This window comes from Rhabdobacter roseus (assembly GCF_014202275.1).
Taxonomy (GTDB): domain Bacteria; phylum Bacteroidota; class Bacteroidia; order Cytophagales; family Spirosomataceae; genus Rhabdobacter; species Rhabdobacter roseus.
On the sequence record NZ_JACHGF010000001.1, the window covers coordinates 231019 to 250854 of the forward strand.

Consider the following 19836-nt stretch of genomic DNA (forward strand, 5'->3'; position numbering starts at 1 on the left):
CTCAAAATAAGGTACTTCAATAGCCCTTAGGCCATTTCCATTTTGGAAGCGTAGCGCTTGCGGTCGTTTTCGTCAAGGTAGATTTTCCGCATCCGCATACTCTGGGGCGTTACTTCCAGGTACTCGTCCTTCTGGATGTACTCCATGGATTCTTCCAAAGAGAAATTGATTTTTGGCGCAATACGCAGGCCATCGTCCGAGCCGGAAGCCCGCATGTTGGTCAGCTTTTTGGCTTCCTGTAGGTTCACGACGATGTCGTTGGGGCGGTTGTGCTCGCCTACTACCTGTCCACCGTAAATTTCTTCGCCCGGCTCCACAAAGAAGCGTCCGCGATCCTGGAGTTTATCAATGGTATAGCCCGTGGCCATACCCGTATTTTTCGAAATGATGGAGCCGCTGTTACGGCCGGGAATATTGCCCCGGAAGGGCTCAAAGCTCTTGAACCGGTGCGTCATCACGGCTTCGCCCTGCGTAGCAGTCAGTACATTGGAGCGGAGGCCAATGAGCCCGCGCGACGGAATCTCGAACTCCAGGTGCTGCAGGTCGCCTTTGGGTTCCATCACCAGTAGCTCCCCTTTGCGCTGCGTAGCGAGTTCAATCACCTTCCCGGCTGACTCCTCGGGTACGTCCACCACGAGTGTCTCGATGGGCTCGAGGCGCTGTCCGTTTTCGTCTTCTTTGAAAAGTACTTGCGGCTGGCCTACCTGTAGTTCGTAGCCTTCGCGGCGCATGGTTTCGATCAAGACCGACAAGTGCAGAATACCCCGGCCAAACACCAGGAACTTATCTTCCGTATCGGTGCTCTCAACGCGCAGGGCCAGGTTTTTTTCCGTTTCTTTCATGAGGCGGTCACGCAGGTGGCGCGACGTTACAAATTTGCCTTCTTTGCCAAAGAACGGAGAGTTATTGATCGTAAAGAGCATGTTCATCGTCGGCTCATCCACGGCAATCCGGGGTAGGGGCTCGGGATTCTCGACGTCAGCGATGGTATCTCCGATTTCAAAATCTTCGATGCCCGTTACTGCGCAGATATCGCCCGCGGACACTTCGGCCACTTTGAGTTTGCCCAGGCCTTCAAAAACGTTCAGTTCTTTGATCTTCACCTTTTTGATCACGCCGTGTGCTTTGCAGAGGGCTACGGTAGTACCTTCTTTCAAAGTACCCCGAAGTACCCGCCCGATGGCGATCCGACCCACGAAGGCGTTGTAGTCCAGTGAGGTGATCTGCATCTGCACGGTACCTTGGTTCATGGGTGCCGGGGGGATCTGCTCGATGATGGTATCCAGCAGGAAGGTGATGTCCGTGGTGGGATGCTGCCAATCGGGGCCCATCCAGCCCTGCTTGGAGGAGCCGTATACGGTTACGAAATCAAGCTGATCTTCGGTAGCGCCCAGGTTGAACATCAGGTCAAAGATACCTTCCTGTACTTCTTCGGGGCGGCAGTTTTCTTTATCTACTTTATTAACCACCACAATGGGCTTCAGGCCCAGCTGGATAGCCTTGCCCAGGACGAAGCGCGTCTGGGGCATTGGGCCTTCAAAGGCATCCACGAGCAGCAATACACCGTCGGCCATTTTAAGTACCCGCTCTACCTCGCCGCCAAAGTCAGAGTGACCTGGGGTATCAATTACGTTGATTTTTACGTCTTTGTAGCGTACCGATACGTTTTTGGAAACGATGGTAATGCCCCGCTCACGTTCCAGATCGTTGTTGTCGAGAATCAGGTCATCGAAGGCCTGGTTGTCCCGGAATAGCTTAGAAGCATGAATGATTTTGTCAACCAGGGTCGTTTTGCCGTGGTCAACGTGCGCAATAATGGCGATGTTACGAATGGATTGCATTTCTATGTCAAGTCAACAGTGTACATTTTTTCAGCTCACAGGGGGCCCGACTACGCTACCGATTCATCTTCCCTGCCAAAACAAGCCGCAAAAATACGGACTTTTTTGCTGAATAACAGATTTTTACAATTAATAAATCATAATCTTGATAAAAACGTTCATTCGACTCGGAGAAGTACAAATACCGGAAGCACAGAGACCCCTAACAAACAGCGCTCTGAAGCGGGGTAAAAGCGGGCAGGTACCTTCAGCAGGTACTTTAAGGTACTTTGTAGACCCCACGTTCAAAGCGGGATGGTCCGGGGGCGGAGGTACCTGCGGCCGGCGGGCAGGTGCCTCCCAAAAATATTTTACGCGTCAAAGCCTGTAATTCAGGGTACTTTGTAATAATATTGTGGTACAAAAAAATATACCTATCCTCTCTATTTCATAAATATCCACTACCTATGCGTAGAATGCTACTCTGCTGGAGCCTTTGTGTGCTCTCGCTGGCGGTCCGTGCTCAGGACAAGCCCGTCAAGTTTGGCGTAATCAATTCCACAGATCTTGAAATGAAGGCTTATCCGGCCGACTCCTCCGCCGAGGCCTTGCTACTTTACGACTACGGCGAAACCGAGTTCGTGATCGTTAGTAACGAAATCTGCATCCGGTTTACGTACCACGGACGAATCAAGATTTTTAAAAAATCGGCCTACGAAAAAGCCACCGTGAGTATCAGGTACCACACGGGTAGCCACCGCTACGCGGAGTCGGTGACTAACGTAAAAGGATTTACCTATAACCTGGAAAACGGCGTAATAAAAAAGGAAAGTCTGAACAAGGACATGATCTTTAACGAGCGGTCCTCAGATACCCACAGTACCCAGCGCTTCACCCTGCCTAACGTCAAGGAAGGGTCGGTGGTGGAGTACTCGTACCAGGTATTGACCCCGCTTTCGTACTACCACAACCCCAAAACCTGGACTTTCCAGGGGAGTATGCCGGTGGCCTGGAGCGAGTACCGCATCACGATCCCGAACTCGCTCTACTACCGCATGATCATGTCGGGGTACTTGCCTTTGCACATCAGCGAAAACAAGCCCATTAACATAGATTTGGCCCATTTCGGAACACAGGGTATGGCCTATCGGTTTGTGGTCAAAGACGCCCCGGCTTTCCAGAACGAGCCGTACATCACCACTCCGGGAGACTACGTGTCGAAGGTTGACTTTGAGCTGGCCCGGATTAATATTCCGGGTACGGTTACTAAAAATTACTCCATCAGCTGGAACGACCTGAACAGTACCTTGCTGAGTAGCGAACTGCTTGGCGGGCAGATCAGCCGGACGAGCTTTATGAAGGACATTGCAAAAAAGATCCAGGCGCAGGCGGCCGATACCACCGCTCAGCTGGAAGCCGCCGTGAAGTACATCCAACAGCAGGTGAAGTGGAACGGGTACACGAGTATTTATTCCAAAAACCTCAAAAAGATCCTGGAAACCCGAGAGGGGGACTCGGGGGATATTAACCTGCTGCTGATTGCCCTACTGCGCGAAATGGGCTACGACGCCAACCCCCTGGTACTAAGTACCCGCCAAAACGGCCGCCTGGATACGACCTACGCCATGCTGAAGCAGTTTAATAACGTGGTGGCGCACCTGGACCTGGAGAGAAAAGATGTATTGCTGGACGCTACGGATGAGTTTCTGAAGCTAGGGATGGTACCTACCTACTGCCTCAACCAGGCTGGCTGGCTGGTACACCGCACCAAGGCTCGCTTTGTGCCCATCCGACCTACCGAGTCGGACCGGGAATTTGAAAAAGCGGAGCTGATCATTGGGGAAGACGGCGAGCTGAAGGGTACTTTTACCAAATCCTACGGAGGGTACAGTGGCTGGAGCGCTAAAAAAACGCTGAAAACTGAGGGGCCAGACAAGTTTTTAGAAGCTATACAAAAGGAAAATCCTTCGTGGAGCATCACCAAGCATGACTTTAAAAACTACAATGAGCTCAACCAAAGCATGGATGCTACCTACGAGCTCAGCATGACGGACTACGTAACCCAGGCGGGAAATATGCTTTATCTGCGGCCTATGCTCTCAGAGGGGTACGCCCAAAATCCCCTCAAAGCCGATACGCGGGCCTACCCCGTCGACTACGGCCACCCCATCGAGGAGGTGTTTGTGGCTACGTACCAGGTACCGGCGGGCTACGCCGTGGTGGAGCATCCCAAGACGGCCGTCGTAACGCTTCCCGACAACGCGGGTCGTTTTATGTACGTCGTCAATGTGGCCGATAACAAGGTTACCGTAACCAGCCGCGTTGTCATTCGAAAGACCATCCATTTTGCCGAGGAGTACAGCGCCCTGAAGATGTTTTACGACCAGATTATCGCGAAGCACAACGAACAAATTGTCCTGAAGAAGGGGAACTGACGCTTACTTTTAATCCGAAACTACATGATGCGCTTCTGCCTACTAGGTACCTTACTGACGCTGAGTCTGACCACTTTTGCGCAGTCCTATTCCTCGTTTTCCATCCCCCTGGCGCTTCGGGAAAACGCGCACGCGGTTATCCGCTACCAGGAGACGGAATTTTACGTAAAAGACGCCGGAGAAGCCGTGACCCGGATCAAAGGAGCCGTGACGATCCTGGACGAGAAAGGCGAAATGTACGCGACGCTGGTTATTCCGTACAATAAATTTACCAAAATAAATGATTTCGAGGCGCAGCTTTACGACAGCAAAGGAGACAGAGTGAAGCGCATCAAGCGCTCCGACATGGAGAGTTTTACCGCCAACTCGGGGGCGAATGTCATCGACGATAGCTACGTAAAAGCGGCGGTACTTAAGCACCAGTACTACCCCTACACCGTGGCTTATGCCTACGAGTACACCACCCGTAACATGATGTTTTACCCCAACTGGAAGGCCTACCCCTACAACGCGGCCGGTACCGCCGTGGAGAAAAACACGTTTAGGGTATCCGTACCGGCGGGCCTGGAGCTGCGCTACCACGAACAAAACCTGCCCTCGCCCGTGGCGAAGGGCCAGGCGGGCGGGCGCTCTACCTACACCTGGGAAGTAAAAGACCTGCGGCCCGTCCAGACCGAAAGCTACGCCCCGGCCCTGGACCTGCTGCTGCCGCGGGTACTTACGGGGCCTGCGGAGTTTGAGGTGGAAAAATACAAGGGAAAACTCTCCACCTGGAAAGACGTAGGTACCTTCTACCGCGAGCTCAACCAGGGCCGCCAGGCGCTCCCGCCCGCTTTGGTAAGTACCCTGCAGGAACAGACGCGATCTCTGAACAGCCCCGTAGGAAAAGCCCAAAAGCTCTACGAGTACCTGCAGGCCAACACGCGCTACGTAAGTATACAGCTGGGCATTGGCGGGTGGCAGTCCATGCGGGCGGAGGAGGTAGCCGTCAAAGGCTACGGCGACTGCAAAGCCCTGACCAACTACATGGGAGCCATGCTGCAGGCAGTGGGGGTAAAATCCTACCCGGCGCTGGTAAGGGCCGGGGAAGACGAAGACGACATCCGGACGGAGTTTCCCTCGTTTCAGTTCAACCACGTCATCCTGTGTTTGCCCGCCGGGCAGGATACCCTTTGGCTGGAATGCACGAGCCAGAACAACGCCTTTGGGTACCTGGGCAGCTTCACGTCCGACCGCCACGTGGTACTCATCACCGAAGACGGCGGGTACCTGGTCAAAACGCCCCAGTACCAGCCCCTGGATAACCTACAGCACCGGCAGGCCCTGGTAAAGCTGGCCGAAAACGGCGAGGCAACCATCCAGATGAAGACCAAATACACGGGCCTGCAGCAGGATGAGCGGGCGGGGGTACTTCACCATCTGGGAGCCGATGATCAAAAGAAATGGATTCAGAAATCGCTGAGCTTACCGAGCGCGGAGGTGCAGCAGTTTGTACTCAAAGAAAACCGGGACCGGATTCCGTCCGTAGAAGAAAGCCTGAGTTTGTTCGTCAGGAATGCCTGCAACCGCAGTGGTACCCGTATTTTTCTTAATCCGAATCTGCTCAACCAGGCCACTTCAGTACCCTTGGCCGGTTCGGTGCGCAAAAATGATTTTGTCCTGGCCCAGCACTACACGGATCTGGACAGCATTGCCTTTGAAATCCCCGCCAACTACGCCATCGAGCACTTGCCCGAAGCCACCAAGGTACTTTCCCGGTACGGAAGCTACGAAGCGTCCGTGCAGGTAACGGGCACTACGCTCACCTACGTGCGGCGGGTGGTGATGCATAAAGGCCGCTACCCCGCTGCGGAGTATCCCGCCTGGGTGGAGTTTAATAAAAAGGTACTTAGGGCCGATAAGAACCAGATCGTGCTGGTGCAGAAGTAGGCGCTGGGGGGTACTTTGGCCTAAAATTCAATTTGCGTTTGTGCCCAAGTACCTTCCCAAGGTACCTCCGGCTGGCTTTGGGCCGCCTCCCAGCCCAACAAAGCCTGCTTGCGGGCGGTGCCCCAGCGGTAGCCGCCCAGGCCGCCCGCCTTCTGAAGTACCCGGTGGCAAGGGATGAGGTAAGCCAGGCGGTTGCTCCCGATGGCCGTCCCCACCGCCCGCGACGCCGTGGGCTGCCCAATGTACCGCGCCACGTCGTCGTAGCTGACCAGCCGCCCAAACGGAATACGCAGCAGCGCTTCCCACACTTTGATCTGGAAGTTGGTGCCTCGCAGCAGCAGGGGCAGCGGCTGGCTGGCCTCAGAGGTACCTGCATTAAAAAGCCGCTCGGCGTAGGGCTGGGTAGCCGCGCTATCGGGGAGGTAACCCGCCTGCGGCCATTCGGCCCGTAGCTGCGCCACAAATACCTCGGCGGTTTCGGGCCCGGTCAGGAAGCGGATGTCGGTAATACCCCGCGGGCTCAGGGCGATGAAGCACTCCCCAAAAGGCGTGGCGTGCAGGCCGTAGCGAATAGGTACCCCCGCCCCCTGCGCCCGAAACTCGGCGGGCGTCATGGCCTCGTAGGTCACGAAGAGGTCGTGCAGGCGGCTGGGGCTCGACAGCCCCGTGGCGTAGGTGGCATCCAGCAAACTACCCGTCTGTGCCAGCTGCGCTTTGGCGTACTCCTTGGTGAGGTACTTCATGAAGCGCTGCGGCGAAGTACCCGCCCAACGGCTGAACATCCGGCTGAAGTGGTATTCCGAGAGGGCCACGTGGTCGGCGATGTCGCGGAGGCTGGGCTGGTGACGGTAGTTGGCTTCGATGTACCGGATGGCTTGCTCGATCCGCTGGTAGTCCAGGGTAGTTTGGCTGATTGCTTCTTCCATCGTCTTTTTTTACCCAAAGGTACCTCTGAGGGACGAGCCCTTCAATCCGGATTTTGCTATTTTATATTCCCATTTACTTTTCAACGACATGGAGTGCAAACCATGCCCGACATTCTTCCAAACTCGACTGCCCCGAGGCTACTTGTAGAATGAAATTAGTTAAATATGCATTAGTGACGTTTGTGGTAAGATCATATTTATTTAGGTTAAGGAATTGCAAAGCAGCACCTAACCCCGTGCGTTTATTGCCATCAGTAAAGATGTGATTACCAATGATATTATAGCAATACAGAGTCGCTTTATCCGCAATACTAGGATAAAGTGGTTCTCCAAAAAGCTCTGCCTGTACCGCTTCAAGCAAGTAGTCTAGATTTTCTTCATGAAGAAAATTATGCGGCGGCACAAAATTTCCCCCGTGTATTTCTATGGTAGCTTTATTGATTCTGATGACTTGTGATTTGGTCAAGTACCTAATCATGCCAAAGCCTTGAAGGTTTCCTGAAAGCGGTCAAAGTTATTTTTTAAAAGCTGCTCGAATTCTTCCTCATCGGCATGTTTGACTTCCGCCAGCGCTTCTTTTAGTAAAGCCCGGAAGGTAGCTGGCTCCTCCCGCAATAATTCTTTTAGCGCTTCTTTTACTACTTCCTTATCCAAAATCGTTGCCATATCTATTATTATAAATAGTTTATCGATCAGTCCGTTAATTCAAAGATACGTATTTTCTTGGGGGTAAAGCAAAAGGTTGGTTGGGCTATGTCCAAGACGTACTTTTTGTATTGGCCTCAAGGTTTACTTTCTTTGTTGAACTAACTAATGAACATACTTTTTTCGTTTCCTATCATTAGAAATAAAAAATAACCTCACTCATGAATAAAAAATGGGTCGCTATTCTGGGAATAGCCCTGAGTACCACCGGCTACGCACAAGACGTAGCGACAACCTACGCCGAGACGATCACGCCCGCGGATCTGAAGAAACATTTGCTCGTGATCGCCTCCGACAGCCTCGAAGGCCGCGACACCGGCTCACCGGGCCAAAAGAAAGCCGCCGACTACGTGTCGAAGCACTTTGCGCAGTACGGCCTCAAGCCCATCGCCACCGGTCGTGAAGGGGGTACTTCGTACTACCAGCCCTACAACCTCTACAAGCGTAGCTGGGGCGACGTGTACGTAAAAGTAGACGGCATGGCCTACAAGTTCAACGAAGATTTTTACCTCAGCGGCCTGCTGCACGTACCTACCGAAGACCGCGTGCCGGTGGTGTGGGCGGGCTACGGCATCGAGGCGGATCTCTACAACGACTACACCAACCTGGACGTAACCGGCAAGGCCGTCGTCATTCTGGAAGGCGAGCCCCGGCAAGAGGGTAAAAACTACCTGGTGAGTGGTACGGCGGAGAAATCTAAGTGGAGCGGGCCCAACTCCTGGCAGCCCAAAGTAGCGCTGGCGCTCAGCAAGGGGGCCAAGTACGTCTTTATGGTGTCGGAGAAAGCCGGGAAAGAGTTTGAGCAGGAAGTACGGCGGCGGGCAGCAATGGCCCAGCGGCGCGACTACCTCAGCATGAAGCCCGTTGAAGAAATCCTGAGCGGCACGGCGGCCTTTACGGTATCCGCAGATCTGGCGGCGAAGCTGCTGAAGACCTCGGCCAAGAACCTGGAAAAGTGGCGGAAGAACATTGAAAAAACCGGCAAGCCCGGCACGGACAAAACGCCCGTAGGCATGGTGACGCTGAAAGCCGAGCGCCTCAACGAAACCGTAGAAACCGAAAACGTGGCGGGGTACCTGGAAGGTACCGATAAAAAAGACGAGGTAATAGTCATCTCGGCCCACCTGGACCACATCGGGATTTCGCCCGACGGGCAGATCAACAACGGGGCCGACGACGACGGCTCGGGTACGGTGTCGCTGCTGGAGCTGGCCGAGGCCTTTAGCCAGGCCAAAGCCGCCGGGTACGGCCCGCGCCGGAGTATCCTGTTCCTGAACGTAACGGGCGAAGAAAAAGGGCTCTTTGGCTCGGCCTACTACGCCGAAAACCCGCTGCTGCCGCTCCAGAATACCGTAGCGAACCTGAACATTGACATGATCGGGCGGGTGGATAAGCAGCACGAGACCAACCCCAAGTACGTGTACCTGATCGGCTCCGATAAGCTTTCGTCGGAGCTGCATGCCATCAGTGAAGCCGCCAACCAGAAATACGTCAACTACCAGCTGGACTATACCTTCAACGATCCCAAGGACCCCAACCGCTTCTACTACCGCTCGGACCACTACAACTTTGCCAAGAAGGGTGTTCCGGTGATTTTCTATTTTACGGGCGTTCACGAAGACTACCACCGCCCCGGCGACGAAGTGGAGAAGATCATGTTCGACAAGCAGGCACCCATCGTGAAGCTGGTGTTTTATACCGCCTGGGAGCTGGCCAACCGCGACGCGCGCATCAAGGTAGATAGCAACAAGCCGTAAGCTACCCGCCGAAGTACTTTTTTCAATTTCAAAAGAATTTTCCCTTGCCGCAGTCCGTATCACTTCCGGCGGCTTTTGAAGCCCGTCTGAAGGCCCAGCTAGGTACCGAGTTTACGCCCTTTGAGGAGGCGCTGCGCACGCCTCCGCCCGTCAGCATTCGGCTCAATCCGGCCAAGGTCGACGCGGCCAGGTACCTGGCCGCGCCGCTGGAGCGGGTACCCTGGCATCCGGCGGGGTACTACCTGCCCGAGCGGCCCGTTTTCACGCTCGACCCTACCTTTCATGCCGGGGCTTACTACGTGCAGGAGGCCTCGTCTATGATTTTGCACGAGGTACTTACTCAACTCATGCCGTCCCCGTACCCGCTCCGAATTCTGGATTTGTGCGCCGCCCCGGGGGGCAAAAGTACCCTGCTGGCTTCGTGGATGCCGCCGGGCAGTTTGTTACTCGCCAACGAAGTGATTCGTAGCCGCGTAAATGTACTCAAAGACAACCTGGCCCGCTGGGGTAGTCCTGACGCTTTTACGTGCAGCTACGACCCGGAAGCTTTTTCCGGCCTCAATGGTTTTTTTGACGTGGTGCTGGTGGATGCCCCCTGCTCGGGCGAAGGGCTTTTCAGGAAAGACCCCGACGCGATTCAGGAGTGGTCGGAGGAGCACGTACAGCTCTGTGCAGCGCGGCAGCGCCGCATTCTGTCGGCGGCGGTGCAACTGGTAGCACCGGGCGGCCTGTTGCTGTACAGTACCTGCACCTACAATGAACTTGAAAACGACCAGAACGCCCAGTGGCTGGCCGAAACCCAGAAACTGACGCATCAGGAAGTGAACCTGCCGACTACCCTGGGCGTAAGTACCCGCCACTACGGGTACCAGTGCTACCCCCACCGGCTGCGGGGCGAGGGCTTCTATTTCGCCGCCTTCCGCCAGGCCAGGGGGGTACCTTTCCGGGGAAAAGCGGCCCGGTATATGGATAAGCTAAAATCCAAATCGCTGCACAAACGCGAGGAAGCCGCGCTGGCGGATTGGCTCGCCGGCGAATCTGATTTCTTTTTTGTCCAGCGACCGGATGATACCGTGCTGGGCGTACCCCGGCCGCTGAAGGAAGATTTATTGTTTCTGGACGCCGCCCTGCCGCAGGGTGTGTGGCTGCGTGAGTTGGGATTGTTTAAAGGCAAAGAATTCATTCCGGCGCAGGATCTAGCCATGAGCACGGCCATTGCTCCCGATCTTCCCGCCGCAGAGCTGGATCGGGAAACCGCTTTGCTTTTCTTGAAAAAGGAGCACATCGTGCTGCCCGAGGCTCCCAAAGGCTGGCTGCTGGCGCGGCACCGGGGCCTCAACCTGGGCTGGATGAAAAACCTGGGGAACCGGGTGAATAACTACCTGCCCAAAGACTGGCGCATCCGGATGGACATCCGGGAAGTGTAGCCCCAAGGTAGCCTAGTACATATCGCCATCGGTGTCTCCACCGCCGTCGCGCTCCCGGCGTTCTTTCTGCTGCTGGACTACCCGGCCAAAGCGGTACGTGAAGCCCAGGTACGCCACGCGGGTTTCGCGCTTGCTTTCGGTATAGCTGCTGAAGCCTTCACCGAAAGTACGGATACGAAAGCGCAGCGTATCAAAAATATCGCTCACCCGCAGGTTGACGGACCCGCGCCCTTTCAGTACGTCTTTCTTCACGCCCAGGTCTACGTTGAAAAAGCCCAGGATCTCACCCTGTGGGATAATGAACGGCGAGCGGTAGTTGACGCTCAGCTGTCCGTCCAGCCCTTTGAAGGTAAAGTTATTGTTGAGGCGGGCGATCCAGCTGCGGTTGGTTTGGGTCAGTACGTCGGGGATGTCGGCCGCCCCCTGGATGGTCGCGATGAAGTACGAGAAATTTCCGTTGGCCTTCCACCAAGGGGTAATGTCCTGGTTCAGGATCATCTCCACACCGTACGAATAAGAGCTCGCCAGATTCAGGAAGGTCTGCTCCGTGACGCCGTCGTCGCGCAGGCGGCGGTAGCGGGTCACGTTGTCGGTGCTGGCGCGGTAGAAGGCCGTGGTGGTCAGGGAGGTACTTTTACCGTACCAAAGATGGCTCAGCTCAAAGGAATTGATCAGCTCGGGCCGTAGGTTTGGGTTTCCGTACCGAATATTTAGCGGGTCCGAAATATCCACGAAGGGATTCAGTGCGCGCACCCACGGCCGGTTGATCCGGCGCGTGTAGTTGACCTGCATCTTTTGGGCCTTGCTCAGGTCGTAGTTCAAGAAAGCACTCGGAAACAGGTACGTATAACTTTGGCGGGCGGTTTGGTTGGTGGTGCGCTGCTCGGTATGGAGGTCGGTGTGCTCCAGGCGGAGCCCTGCCTGGTAGCTCCATTTTTTGTGCTCGGTGCCAAAGTTAGCGTAAGCCGCACTGGTGTGCTCGTCGTAGATGAAACGGTTGGAGAGCGTCGGGTCAAAGAGCCATACTTCGGAGCCACCTTCGCGGTTTTCAAACACAAAATCGCCGTCGAGGTAGCGGTTGGTGTACTTGAGCCCGGCTTCTAGCTTCCCTTTGTTTTTCAGAGGTTCCACAAAATCCGCCTGCAAGACCATGACCTGGTTGTTGTTGGCGCGGGTATTGCGTTGTAGCAGTGCTGGCGCGCTGGGCAGGTTATTTCCCCCGAAGGTACTTTGGCTAAAAAGCGACAGCTGCTCGCCGGACGAAGTAGCCAGGGTCCCATCAAAACTAAGTTCGCGTTGCGGCTTTTCGAAGCGCTTGCGCAGGCTCAGCGTGTAGTCGAAGCCCGAGCTGCGTTCTTCCTCGTCGGTCGTACGGACAATGCGCTGCGAAAGCTGGCGGGTACGGTCGAAGTACTGAAAGTGCCCCTGGTCGCGGTCGCGGTCGTACTCGGGCCGGTACAGTACCGAGCCACTTACGGAAAACAGCTTAGCCGCGTCCCAGTCGAAGCCCACGCGGACGTTGTTATTAAAGTCGCGGCTCACGCCCTCGGTACGCTGCTCCAGGTACCGCAGCTCGTCGTTCAGAAAGTTGTCGCGGGTGTTGTCGCGGTAGCGCCACCGCCGCCGCTCCAGCAGGTTGTAGCTGGCAAAGAGGTTGAGTTTTTTAAACCGGTTGTTGAGGTTGACGGAGGCATTGTACTTGTCGCGCGTACCGGCCGTAAACTGCGCGTTGCCGTTGAAACCCGCCGCGCGCTCCTGCTTGAGCACAATGTTGATAATACCGGCGGCCCCGTCGGCGTCGAAGCGCGACGAAGGGTTGGTAATAATCTCCACGCGCTCGATGTTACTGGCCGGGATCTGCTCCAGCACCGCCTGGCGGTCCAGGCCCGTCAGGCCCGAAGGCTTGCCGTTGATCAGGATGATCACGTTCTCGCTGCCCCGAAGGCTGAGGTTGCCGTCTACGTCCACGGTGACGGAGGGTACATTTTGCATGATGTCGATGGCCGTACCACCCAGCGTGGTAGGTAGTTTGTCCACGTTGACGATCTTCCGGTCCAGGGCGTATTCCATGAGCTCGCGCTGGCCCGTCACGTTCACGGCCTCCAGCTGCGTAGCCGACTCCTCCAGCGTGAGGGTACCTAGCGAGAGTTGTGGCTTTTGGGCGGTTAAAAAAATGTCACTTTTTTGAAAGGTATCAAATCCCAGCGACTGCACCAGCAGGTAGTAGTGCCCCAGGGGTAGGTTGAGGAGTTCAAAGTACCCCTTTTCGTCGCTGATTACGCCCGCTACCGCCGACGAATCGCTGCTCTGGAATAGCGCAACACTCGCAAAAGGCAGGGGAGTGGCGGCACCATCCTGGCGGTACTCCAGGCGCCCCGTGATTTTACCGTTGACGGGCGTATCGAACACCACAGATTCATCGTCGAGGTCTGACTCCTGCGCCCAGGTGGTGATGGAAAAAAGGAGGAACAAAAGGGTAGTTAAGGATACTAATTTCATGAAGTTGTGGTGGCTAGGTAGGTACTTTCTATTTTTCTTACAAAAAGAGAAAAAGCAGGATAAGTTATTTTAAATCAGATAAATGGATTGAGTAAGGTAAAAAAGACCATGCCATGGAAGTACCCACTGGGAATTAAAAAGGATAGGTACAAGTAAGGATACATAGCGGGCGACAGGGGTACTTTGGAGAGGTACCTTGTACGGGAAAGTCAGCCAGGAGCCCAGTGAAGAAAGGTCCCCATACCAGCCGTACGCCTGGGGAAAATCAGGGACGCTTCCCGGAATGAGGCCCCGGAAAGGGGGCTAATAGAAGGCGTCTTCGAGGTGTCGGATATTGACCCCGCCGTTGGGCAAAATCAAAATCGAAACAATATCGAAGCGGACGTCGAAGCGCCAGTCGGTATCGAAGATGTACCGCTCGGCGGCTTTCATGATGAGCCGGGATTTGGTGTAGTTTACAAATTCCTCCGGCATCCCGAAGCCCGTGCCGCTGCGCGTTTTTACCTCTACAAAAAGCATGAGCTTGCCTTTTTGCGCAATGAGGTCGATCTCGGCGTGCTGGAAGCGGTAGTTTTTCACCACAATCTCATAGCCTTTCTCTTTCAGGTACTCGGCGGCGCGGTTCTCGCCCCACTGGCCGGTGTCGTTGTGTGTAGCCATGCGAACAAATTCTTCTAAAAAAAACGTTATTCCCTCGTACCCGTTTTTCCGAAAGGTACTTTGCCCTTTTAGAAAATGTATAGAATTGTACCCGCGTGGCGGCTTCGCCTTTGTTGATATGAACCTTCGCTTGAATAAGCACGTTACCTTCCATGCCTTAGACCTGCTTGATTATCAGAAGGCCTGGGATTTTCAGGAGCAACTTTTTGCGGCCACCATTGCCCGCAAAACCCAAAACCGCACCCTCCCCCCGGAAGCGCAGCTCCCCACGCCCAACCACCTGATCTTCTGCGAGCATCCGCACGTGTATACCCTCGGCAAAAGCGGCAAGCCCGACCACCTGCTGCTGGACGAAAAGGTACTGGCCGAAAAGCAAGCAACTTTTTACCGCATCAACCGCGGCGGGGACATTACGTACCACGGTCCTGGCCAGCTGGTGGGGTACCCCATCCTGGACCTGGACAATTTCTTTACGGATATTCACCGCTACATGCGTACCCTGGAGGAGGCCGTGATCCGGACGTTGGCGGATTTTGGCCTGGACGCGGGCCGGATCGAAGGCCTGACGGGCGTCTGGCTCGACTACGACGCGCAGCGTAACCCGCGCAAGATCTGCGCCATGGGCGTGAAGGCCAGCCGCTGGGTCACGATGCACGGCTTTGCCCTGAACGTCAACCCCGACCTGACGTACTTTGGGTACATTGTGCCCTGCGGCATTCAGGACAAGGCCGTTACGTCCCTGCAGCAGGAACTGGGCCAGCCGGTGGATATGCAGGCGGTGAAGGCGCGCCTAAAAGATCATCTGGCGGCACTGTTTGGCATGGAGTGGACCAGCCCGGCGCAGGTACCTTCGGAGGTACCTTAGTCAGGATAGTTTAGTAAATGATAGGTACCTGGGAGGTACTTTTGACCAGCCGAAAAAGCGAACCGAAGGTACTTTTGGATTTGCTGAAAGAAATATAAAAACGATTGTAGCCTACAAACATGAAGAAAGATATTGATTTTTTACCCGTCGAAGGCATTCAGGTGGCGATTGTAAAAAAGACCAACGAACTAAACCAGGCAGAGTGGCACGTGGTGCTCCTCAACCGCAACCAGGTACCTATCACCAACGTCTTCGTGACCTCCAAAGGCTACGCCAACGGCGAGTCAGGTACCCCCACCGAGCAGCGGACCTCCACGCTGCGGCATTTCTTTGCGGAGGTACCTTCGGGCGGCCACGTGGTGGTGGAGCCCATCATGCCCGAGCTGTTCCATCTCAACAACGAATACTGGGTCAGCTACTTCATTGAAAGCCAGATCTACGATAAAAAGTTTATCTTCGTGCCGGATAGCATTGTGGAGGCCAACCTCATGGAAATAATTCCGCTGGGGCTCGAAGGGGTACTTCACGAATAGGCCGCAAGTACCTGAGGTACCTGCGCTGCCTGCGGCTCATCCAGCAGTCAGAACCGCGTAAAGTACCTACTGATATGAATGCCGAATTTCGCCGCCGGGCGCGCCACTTACTTCTCCTGGACATCGAAACCGTGGCCTGTGCGCCCTCCTACGACCACCTGAGCGAGCGGATGCAGCAGCTCTGGGACAAAAAAGCCAAGCAACTGCGGCAGGGCCCCGACGACCCCATGAGCCCGGCCGAGCTGTTCTACGACCGGGGCGCTATCTACGCCGAGTTCGGGCGGATCGTGTGCATTGGGTTCGGGGGGTTTTACTGGAACGACCGCGACGAGATTTCCTTCAAAGTACGTACCTACGCCCACGACGACGAAGCTACCCTCCTGCGCGATTTCAAAAAGCTGGTGGAAAAGTACCCCGCCGACCAGCTGATCCTGTGCGCCCACAACGGCAAGGAATTTGATTTCCCCTTTATTTGTCGCCGGATGCTCATCCACGGCATTGAGCTGCCGCGGGCGCTGCAACTCTCCGGTAAAAAGCCCTGGGAAATCCTGCACCAGGATACCATGGAGATGTGGAAGTACGGCGATTACAAGAGCTACACGTCCCTGGATCTGCTGACGGCCGTCTTTGATATTCCGAGCAGTAAGGACGAGATGCACGGCGGCCAGGTGACGCCCGTGTACTACGAAGAAAACGACCTGGAGAAGATTTGCCGGTATTGCCGCGAAGACGTGGCCGTACTGGCCCAACTTTATTTACGACTTCACAACATACCCCTTGTGGAGGAAGCCAATATTTTTAAAATAGAAACATCGAATGAGAAAAAATCGCTCTAAAAGAGAACATAAAGAAAAGAAATCCGAGGGCCGCAAGCCGCACAATATCCTGACCTACGTGGAAGAACTGAAGGCGGACGTAGCGGCTTTCTTCGAGATCAATCACGAACTTTCGTTTCGTACCCAGGATGTACACGACCACTTTGGCGTAGAAGACAAAAAGCTCCGCCATCTGTTCAACGAAATCATCCACGAACTACACGAGGCCCAGCGCCTGGAGCGCCTGCCCGACGGCACTTTCAAGCTAGCCGCGGGCAAAGCGGTGGCCGATGGCCTCACCGGCCGCGTGGACCACGTCAACAAGAACTTCGCGTTTGTGTCGGTAGAAGGGCAGGACGACGACGTGTACGTGGAAAGTGATAACCTGCGCGGAGCGCTGGACAGCGACACCGTGCGCGTGCAGGTATTCAGCGACGGCCGCGCGCGCGGCCAACGCCTCGAAGGCCGCGTTACGGAGGTACTTGAGCGGGGACGTACGCACGTTGTAGGTACCGTGGAGATCTGGCCCAAGTATGCGCTGGTGCAGCCCGACCACCGCAAACTTTACGAGCCTATCCATGTGCGCCTGGACCAGCTCGGGAAGGCGCAGGAGCGCGATAAGGTGATTGTGAAGATCGTACAGTGGCCCACCAAAACCCGCCAGGCCGAGGGCGAAGTAACGGAGGTACTTGGGCAGGCGGGTGATAACAACGCCGAAATGCACGCCATCCTGGCGGAGTATGGCCTGCCGTACCACTTCCCGCCCGAGGTAGAAAAAGAAGCCCTGGACATTGCGGATGCTATTCCGGAGAAAGAAGCGCAGAAACGGCGCGATTTCCGCTCCATCACGACTTTCACCATCGACCCGGCCGACGCCAAGGATTTTGACGATGCGCTGTCGGTGCGTTTTCTGGAAAAAGGAAACGTAGAGGTAGGGGTACATATCGCGGACGTAGCCCACTACGTGCAGCCCGGCAGCGAGCTGGAAAAAGAAGCCTACCGCCGGGCTACGTCGGTGTACCTCGTCGACCGTACCGTACCCATGCTGCCCGAGAAGCTTTCCAACAACCTCTGCTCGTTGCGGCCCAACGAGGACCGGCTGGCTTTTTCGGCGGTCTTTGAGCTGACGCCCAAGGGCAAGATACTGAATGAGTGGTTTGGCCGTACGATCATCCACTCTGACCGCCGCTTCAGCTACGAAGAGGCGCAGGAAGTACTGGACTCCGGCACGGGCGATTTTCCGGAGGAGCTCACGCTGCTGAACCAGATCGCCAAAACGCTCCGTACGGAGCGCTTCCAGCGCGGAGCCATCAATTTCGAAACTACCGAAGTACGTTTCCGCCTGGATGAAAACGGCAAGCCGCTAGGTATTTATACCAAGGAACGCAAAGACGCCCACAAGCTCATCGAGGAATTTATGCTCCTGGCCAACAAGCGCGTGGCGGAGTACGTCTATTCGCTTTCGAAGGGTAAGAACAAAAACACGATGGTATACCGGGTGCACGAGTCGCCCGACCTGGAAAGGCTCCAGACCTTTGCCAGCTTTGTGGCTAAGCTAGGCTATAAAATCGAGGTAGAGGACGAAAAGCAGATTGCCCAAACGATGAACCACATGCTGGACGAAGTCGAAGGCAAGCCCGAGCAAAACCTCATCGAGTCACTGGCGGTACGGACTATGGCCAAGGCGCGTTACAGCGTCGAGGATCTGGGGCACTTTGGCCTGGCCTTCCGGCGGTACTCGCACTTTACCTCGCCCATCCGCCGCTACCCCGACGTACTGGCGCACCGGCTGCTCCAGCACTACCTGGACGGGGGCGAGTCGGTACCAGCCGAGCCCTACGAAGACGCCAGCAAGCATTCGTCGGAGCGGGAACGCCTGGCCGCCGAGGCCGAGCGTGCTTCCATCAAGTACAAGCAGATTGAGTACATGGGTACCATGCCGCCCGACCGCGAATTTGAGGGCATCATTACGGGCGTGACGGATTTTGGGCTGTTCGTGGAAATCACCGAAACAGCCTCCGAAGGCCTGGTGCGCATGAATGACCTCGGCGACGACTACTACGAGCTCGACAAAGAAAACTACCGCCTCCTGGGCCAGCGTACCAAGAAGGTATACACGTTTGGCGATAAGGTACAAGTACGGGTAAAGGACACCAACCTGGCCCGCCGCAGCATGGATCTGTACTTGGCCGGAGATCCCAGCGCCACCCAGCGTACGCGCCGGGTGCAGGCGGGCAAGTCGGCCAAGAGCCGGGCGGTGGTACCCCGTGGCGGTGCCAAAAAAGGGCGCACCTCACGGTCCAGCAAGCGGTAATTTACCGCTTGCTAAATTTCTACGTATACGGTTGAATACTTTACTGTTTAATTACTTATTTTTAGTGGATTATAACCCTTATTCCACTAAATAAGTTGAGCTATGAGTATTCTACACCGCGTAAAGCGGAAAGCAGAGGGACTAAGAGACCAATACTTTCCGCTCACTAAATTTGATTCCGCTACGCTACCCTGGATCGACCGCCTTAATCCCGACATCGAAGGGTTTTTACAAAAACATCCGCCTCGCCACCAGGTACCTTACGACATGAGCCAGAAACTGCACGACTGGCAGCAGAATGGCTACGCGGTGCTGGAGCAGGTGATTCCGCCCGACATGATCGATCGTTTCTGGCAGGACTTCGAAGATCTTCTGGAACATCCCGAGCAGCACGACCTCTCGGTCCGGATCGACCGGCCCGAGTTTGAGCCCAACCAGCAGCGCAACATCAAGGAATTTCCGAAAGAGGCTCTCAAAGGAAAGTACGTTAAAATCAACGATTTTCATAATACCTCCGTGGCCGGTAAAAAACTGATGGCACACCCGGCCATTGTGGCGTTTCTGGAAGCCATTTTCAACCAGCGGGTGGTCGTGATGCAGAGCCTGGTGTTTATGTACGGGAGCCAGCAGCCTACCCACCAGGATTTTCCCTGGGTTACGGCCAAAGTACCCAGCCACCTGGCCGCCGCCTGGATCGCGCTCGAAGATATCAAGATCGACTCCGGACCCCTGTACTACTACCGCGGCTCGCACCAGATCCCCAAGTTTAACTTCGGCACGGGCATTCTCTGGCGGCCCGACTCCACCCGCAGCCCCCTCGAATTTGCCGACTACCTCGACAAAACCTGTCAGGCCCAGCAACTACCCAAAGAAACGCTGCTTATCAAAAAGGGTGACGTGCTGATCTGGCACGCAGCGCTGGCGCACGGCGGCGGGGTCATCACCAACCCGGAGCAAACGCGCAAATCGTACGTGTGCCACTACTCCACCGAAGAAGCGCTGCCGTTTCACCGCAACCGCCCCACCGAAGTACCTATTAAACAGGACTACAACGGCCTGTACATTTACAACAACCCCGCCCTGCCGCAGTCGGAGGATACGATGACTTAGAGGTACTTGGTTCTTTTCTTTTTTACTTTAAACGTAAAACA

The 19836-nt window shown here is 55.3% G+C and carries 15 protein-coding genes; 9 read left to right on the forward strand and 6 right to left on the reverse strand.

Features of this window, described 5'->3' with window-relative positions; translation table 11 throughout:
• Positions 1-26: 26 nt before the first annotated feature.
• Positions 27-1841 (reverse strand): translational GTPase TypA, encoded by a 1815-nt coding sequence (typA, locus tag HNQ92_RS00930; RefSeq protein ID WP_184169543.1) that lies wholly within the window; start codon positions 1839-1841, stop codon positions 27-29.
• A 446-nt stretch (positions 1842-2287) separates the two neighbouring features.
• On the opposite strand from typA, the gene HNQ92_RS00935 reads away from it, so the two are divergent.
• Both HNQ92_RS00935 and HNQ92_RS00940 read left to right on the forward strand, forming a co-directional pair.
• On the forward strand, positions 2288-4255 hold the full coding sequence (locus tag HNQ92_RS00935; protein ID WP_184169546.1) for a DUF3857 domain-containing protein: 1968 nt from the start codon (positions 2288-2290) through the stop codon (positions 4253-4255).
• Between the two features lie 24 nt (positions 4256-4279).
• Positions 4280-6184 carry a DUF3857 domain-containing protein gene (locus HNQ92_RS00940; RefSeq protein WP_184169549.1) on the forward strand — a complete coding sequence of 635 codons (1905 nt, stop codon included), beginning with the start codon at positions 4280-4282 and terminating at the stop codon, positions 6182-6184.
• A 20-nt stretch (positions 6185-6204) separates the two neighbouring features.
• Here HNQ92_RS00940 and HNQ92_RS00945 read toward each other — a convergent pair whose 3' ends face one another.
• From HNQ92_RS00945 to HNQ92_RS00955, 3 genes are all read right to left on the reverse strand, one after another.
• Entirely contained in the window at positions 6205-7110 is a 906-nt protein-coding gene (locus tag HNQ92_RS00945) for a methylated-DNA--[protein]-cysteine S-methyltransferase (protein ID WP_184169552.1), read from the reverse strand.
• A gap of 73 nt (positions 7111-7183) precedes the next feature.
• Positions 7184-7576 (reverse strand): type II toxin-antitoxin system death-on-curing family toxin, encoded by a 393-nt coding sequence (locus HNQ92_RS00950; protein WP_184169555.1) that lies wholly within the window; start codon positions 7574-7576, stop codon positions 7184-7186.
• An 8-nt stretch (positions 7577-7584) separates the two neighbouring features.
• Positions 7585-7776 (reverse strand): hypothetical protein, encoded by a 192-nt coding sequence (locus HNQ92_RS00955; RefSeq protein ID WP_184169557.1) that lies wholly within the window; start codon positions 7774-7776, stop codon positions 7585-7587.
• A gap of 200 nt (positions 7777-7976) precedes the next feature.
• Between HNQ92_RS00955 and HNQ92_RS00960 the strand changes: the two genes are divergently transcribed.
• Positions 7977-9572 carry a M28 family peptidase gene (locus HNQ92_RS00960; RefSeq protein WP_184169559.1) on the forward strand — a complete coding sequence of 532 codons (1596 nt, stop codon included), beginning with the start codon at positions 7977-7979 and terminating at the stop codon, positions 9570-9572.
• Positions 9573-9616: 44 nt separating this feature from the next.
• Positions 9617-10999 (forward strand): methyltransferase RsmF C-terminal domain-like protein, encoded by a 1383-nt coding sequence (locus HNQ92_RS00965; RefSeq protein WP_184169561.1) that lies wholly within the window; start codon positions 9617-9619, stop codon positions 10997-10999.
• 12 nt (positions 11000-11011) lie between these two features.
• Here the strand turns inward: HNQ92_RS00965 and HNQ92_RS00970 are convergent, their stop codons facing one another.
• Both HNQ92_RS00970 and HNQ92_RS00975 read right to left on the reverse strand, forming a co-directional pair.
• Complete coding sequence (locus HNQ92_RS00970; RefSeq protein ID WP_184169563.1) at positions 11012-13498, reverse strand: TonB-dependent receptor; 2487 nt, start codon at positions 13496-13498, stop codon at positions 11012-11014.
• Positions 13499-13801: 303 nt separating this feature from the next.
• Complete coding sequence (locus HNQ92_RS00975) at positions 13802-14158, reverse strand: YraN family protein (protein WP_184169565.1); 357 nt, start codon at positions 14156-14158, stop codon at positions 13802-13804.
• A gap of 118 nt (positions 14159-14276) precedes the next feature.
• Here HNQ92_RS00975 and lipB point away from each other — a divergent pair, with 118 nt between their 5' ends.
• From lipB to HNQ92_RS01000, 5 genes are all read left to right on the forward strand, one after another.
• The gene (lipB, locus tag HNQ92_RS00980) at positions 14277-15023 is read left to right on the forward strand and encodes a lipoyl(octanoyl) transferase LipB (protein ID WP_184169567.1); all 747 of its coding nucleotides are present in this window, start codon (positions 14277-14279) and stop codon (positions 15021-15023) included.
• 119 nt (positions 15024-15142) lie between these two features.
• Positions 15143-15556 (forward strand): hypothetical protein, encoded by a 414-nt coding sequence (locus HNQ92_RS00985; RefSeq protein WP_184169570.1) that lies wholly within the window; start codon positions 15143-15145, stop codon positions 15554-15556.
• Positions 15557-15630: 74 nt separating this feature from the next.
• Positions 15631-16392, forward strand: coding sequence for a 3'-5' exonuclease (locus HNQ92_RS00990; RefSeq protein ID WP_184169573.1), 762 nt, complete (start codon positions 15631-15633; stop codon positions 16390-16392).
• Positions 16373-18685 (forward strand): ribonuclease R, encoded by a 2313-nt coding sequence (gene rnr / locus HNQ92_RS00995; protein WP_184169576.1) that lies wholly within the window; start codon positions 16373-16375, stop codon positions 18683-18685. Before HNQ92_RS00990 ends, rnr begins: the two co-directional genes overlap by 20 nt.
• A gap of 102 nt (positions 18686-18787) precedes the next feature.
• Complete coding sequence (locus HNQ92_RS01000; protein ID WP_184169579.1) at positions 18788-19795, forward strand: phytanoyl-CoA dioxygenase family protein; 1008 nt, start codon at positions 18788-18790, stop codon at positions 19793-19795.
• Positions 19796-19836: the final 41 nt, after the last annotated feature.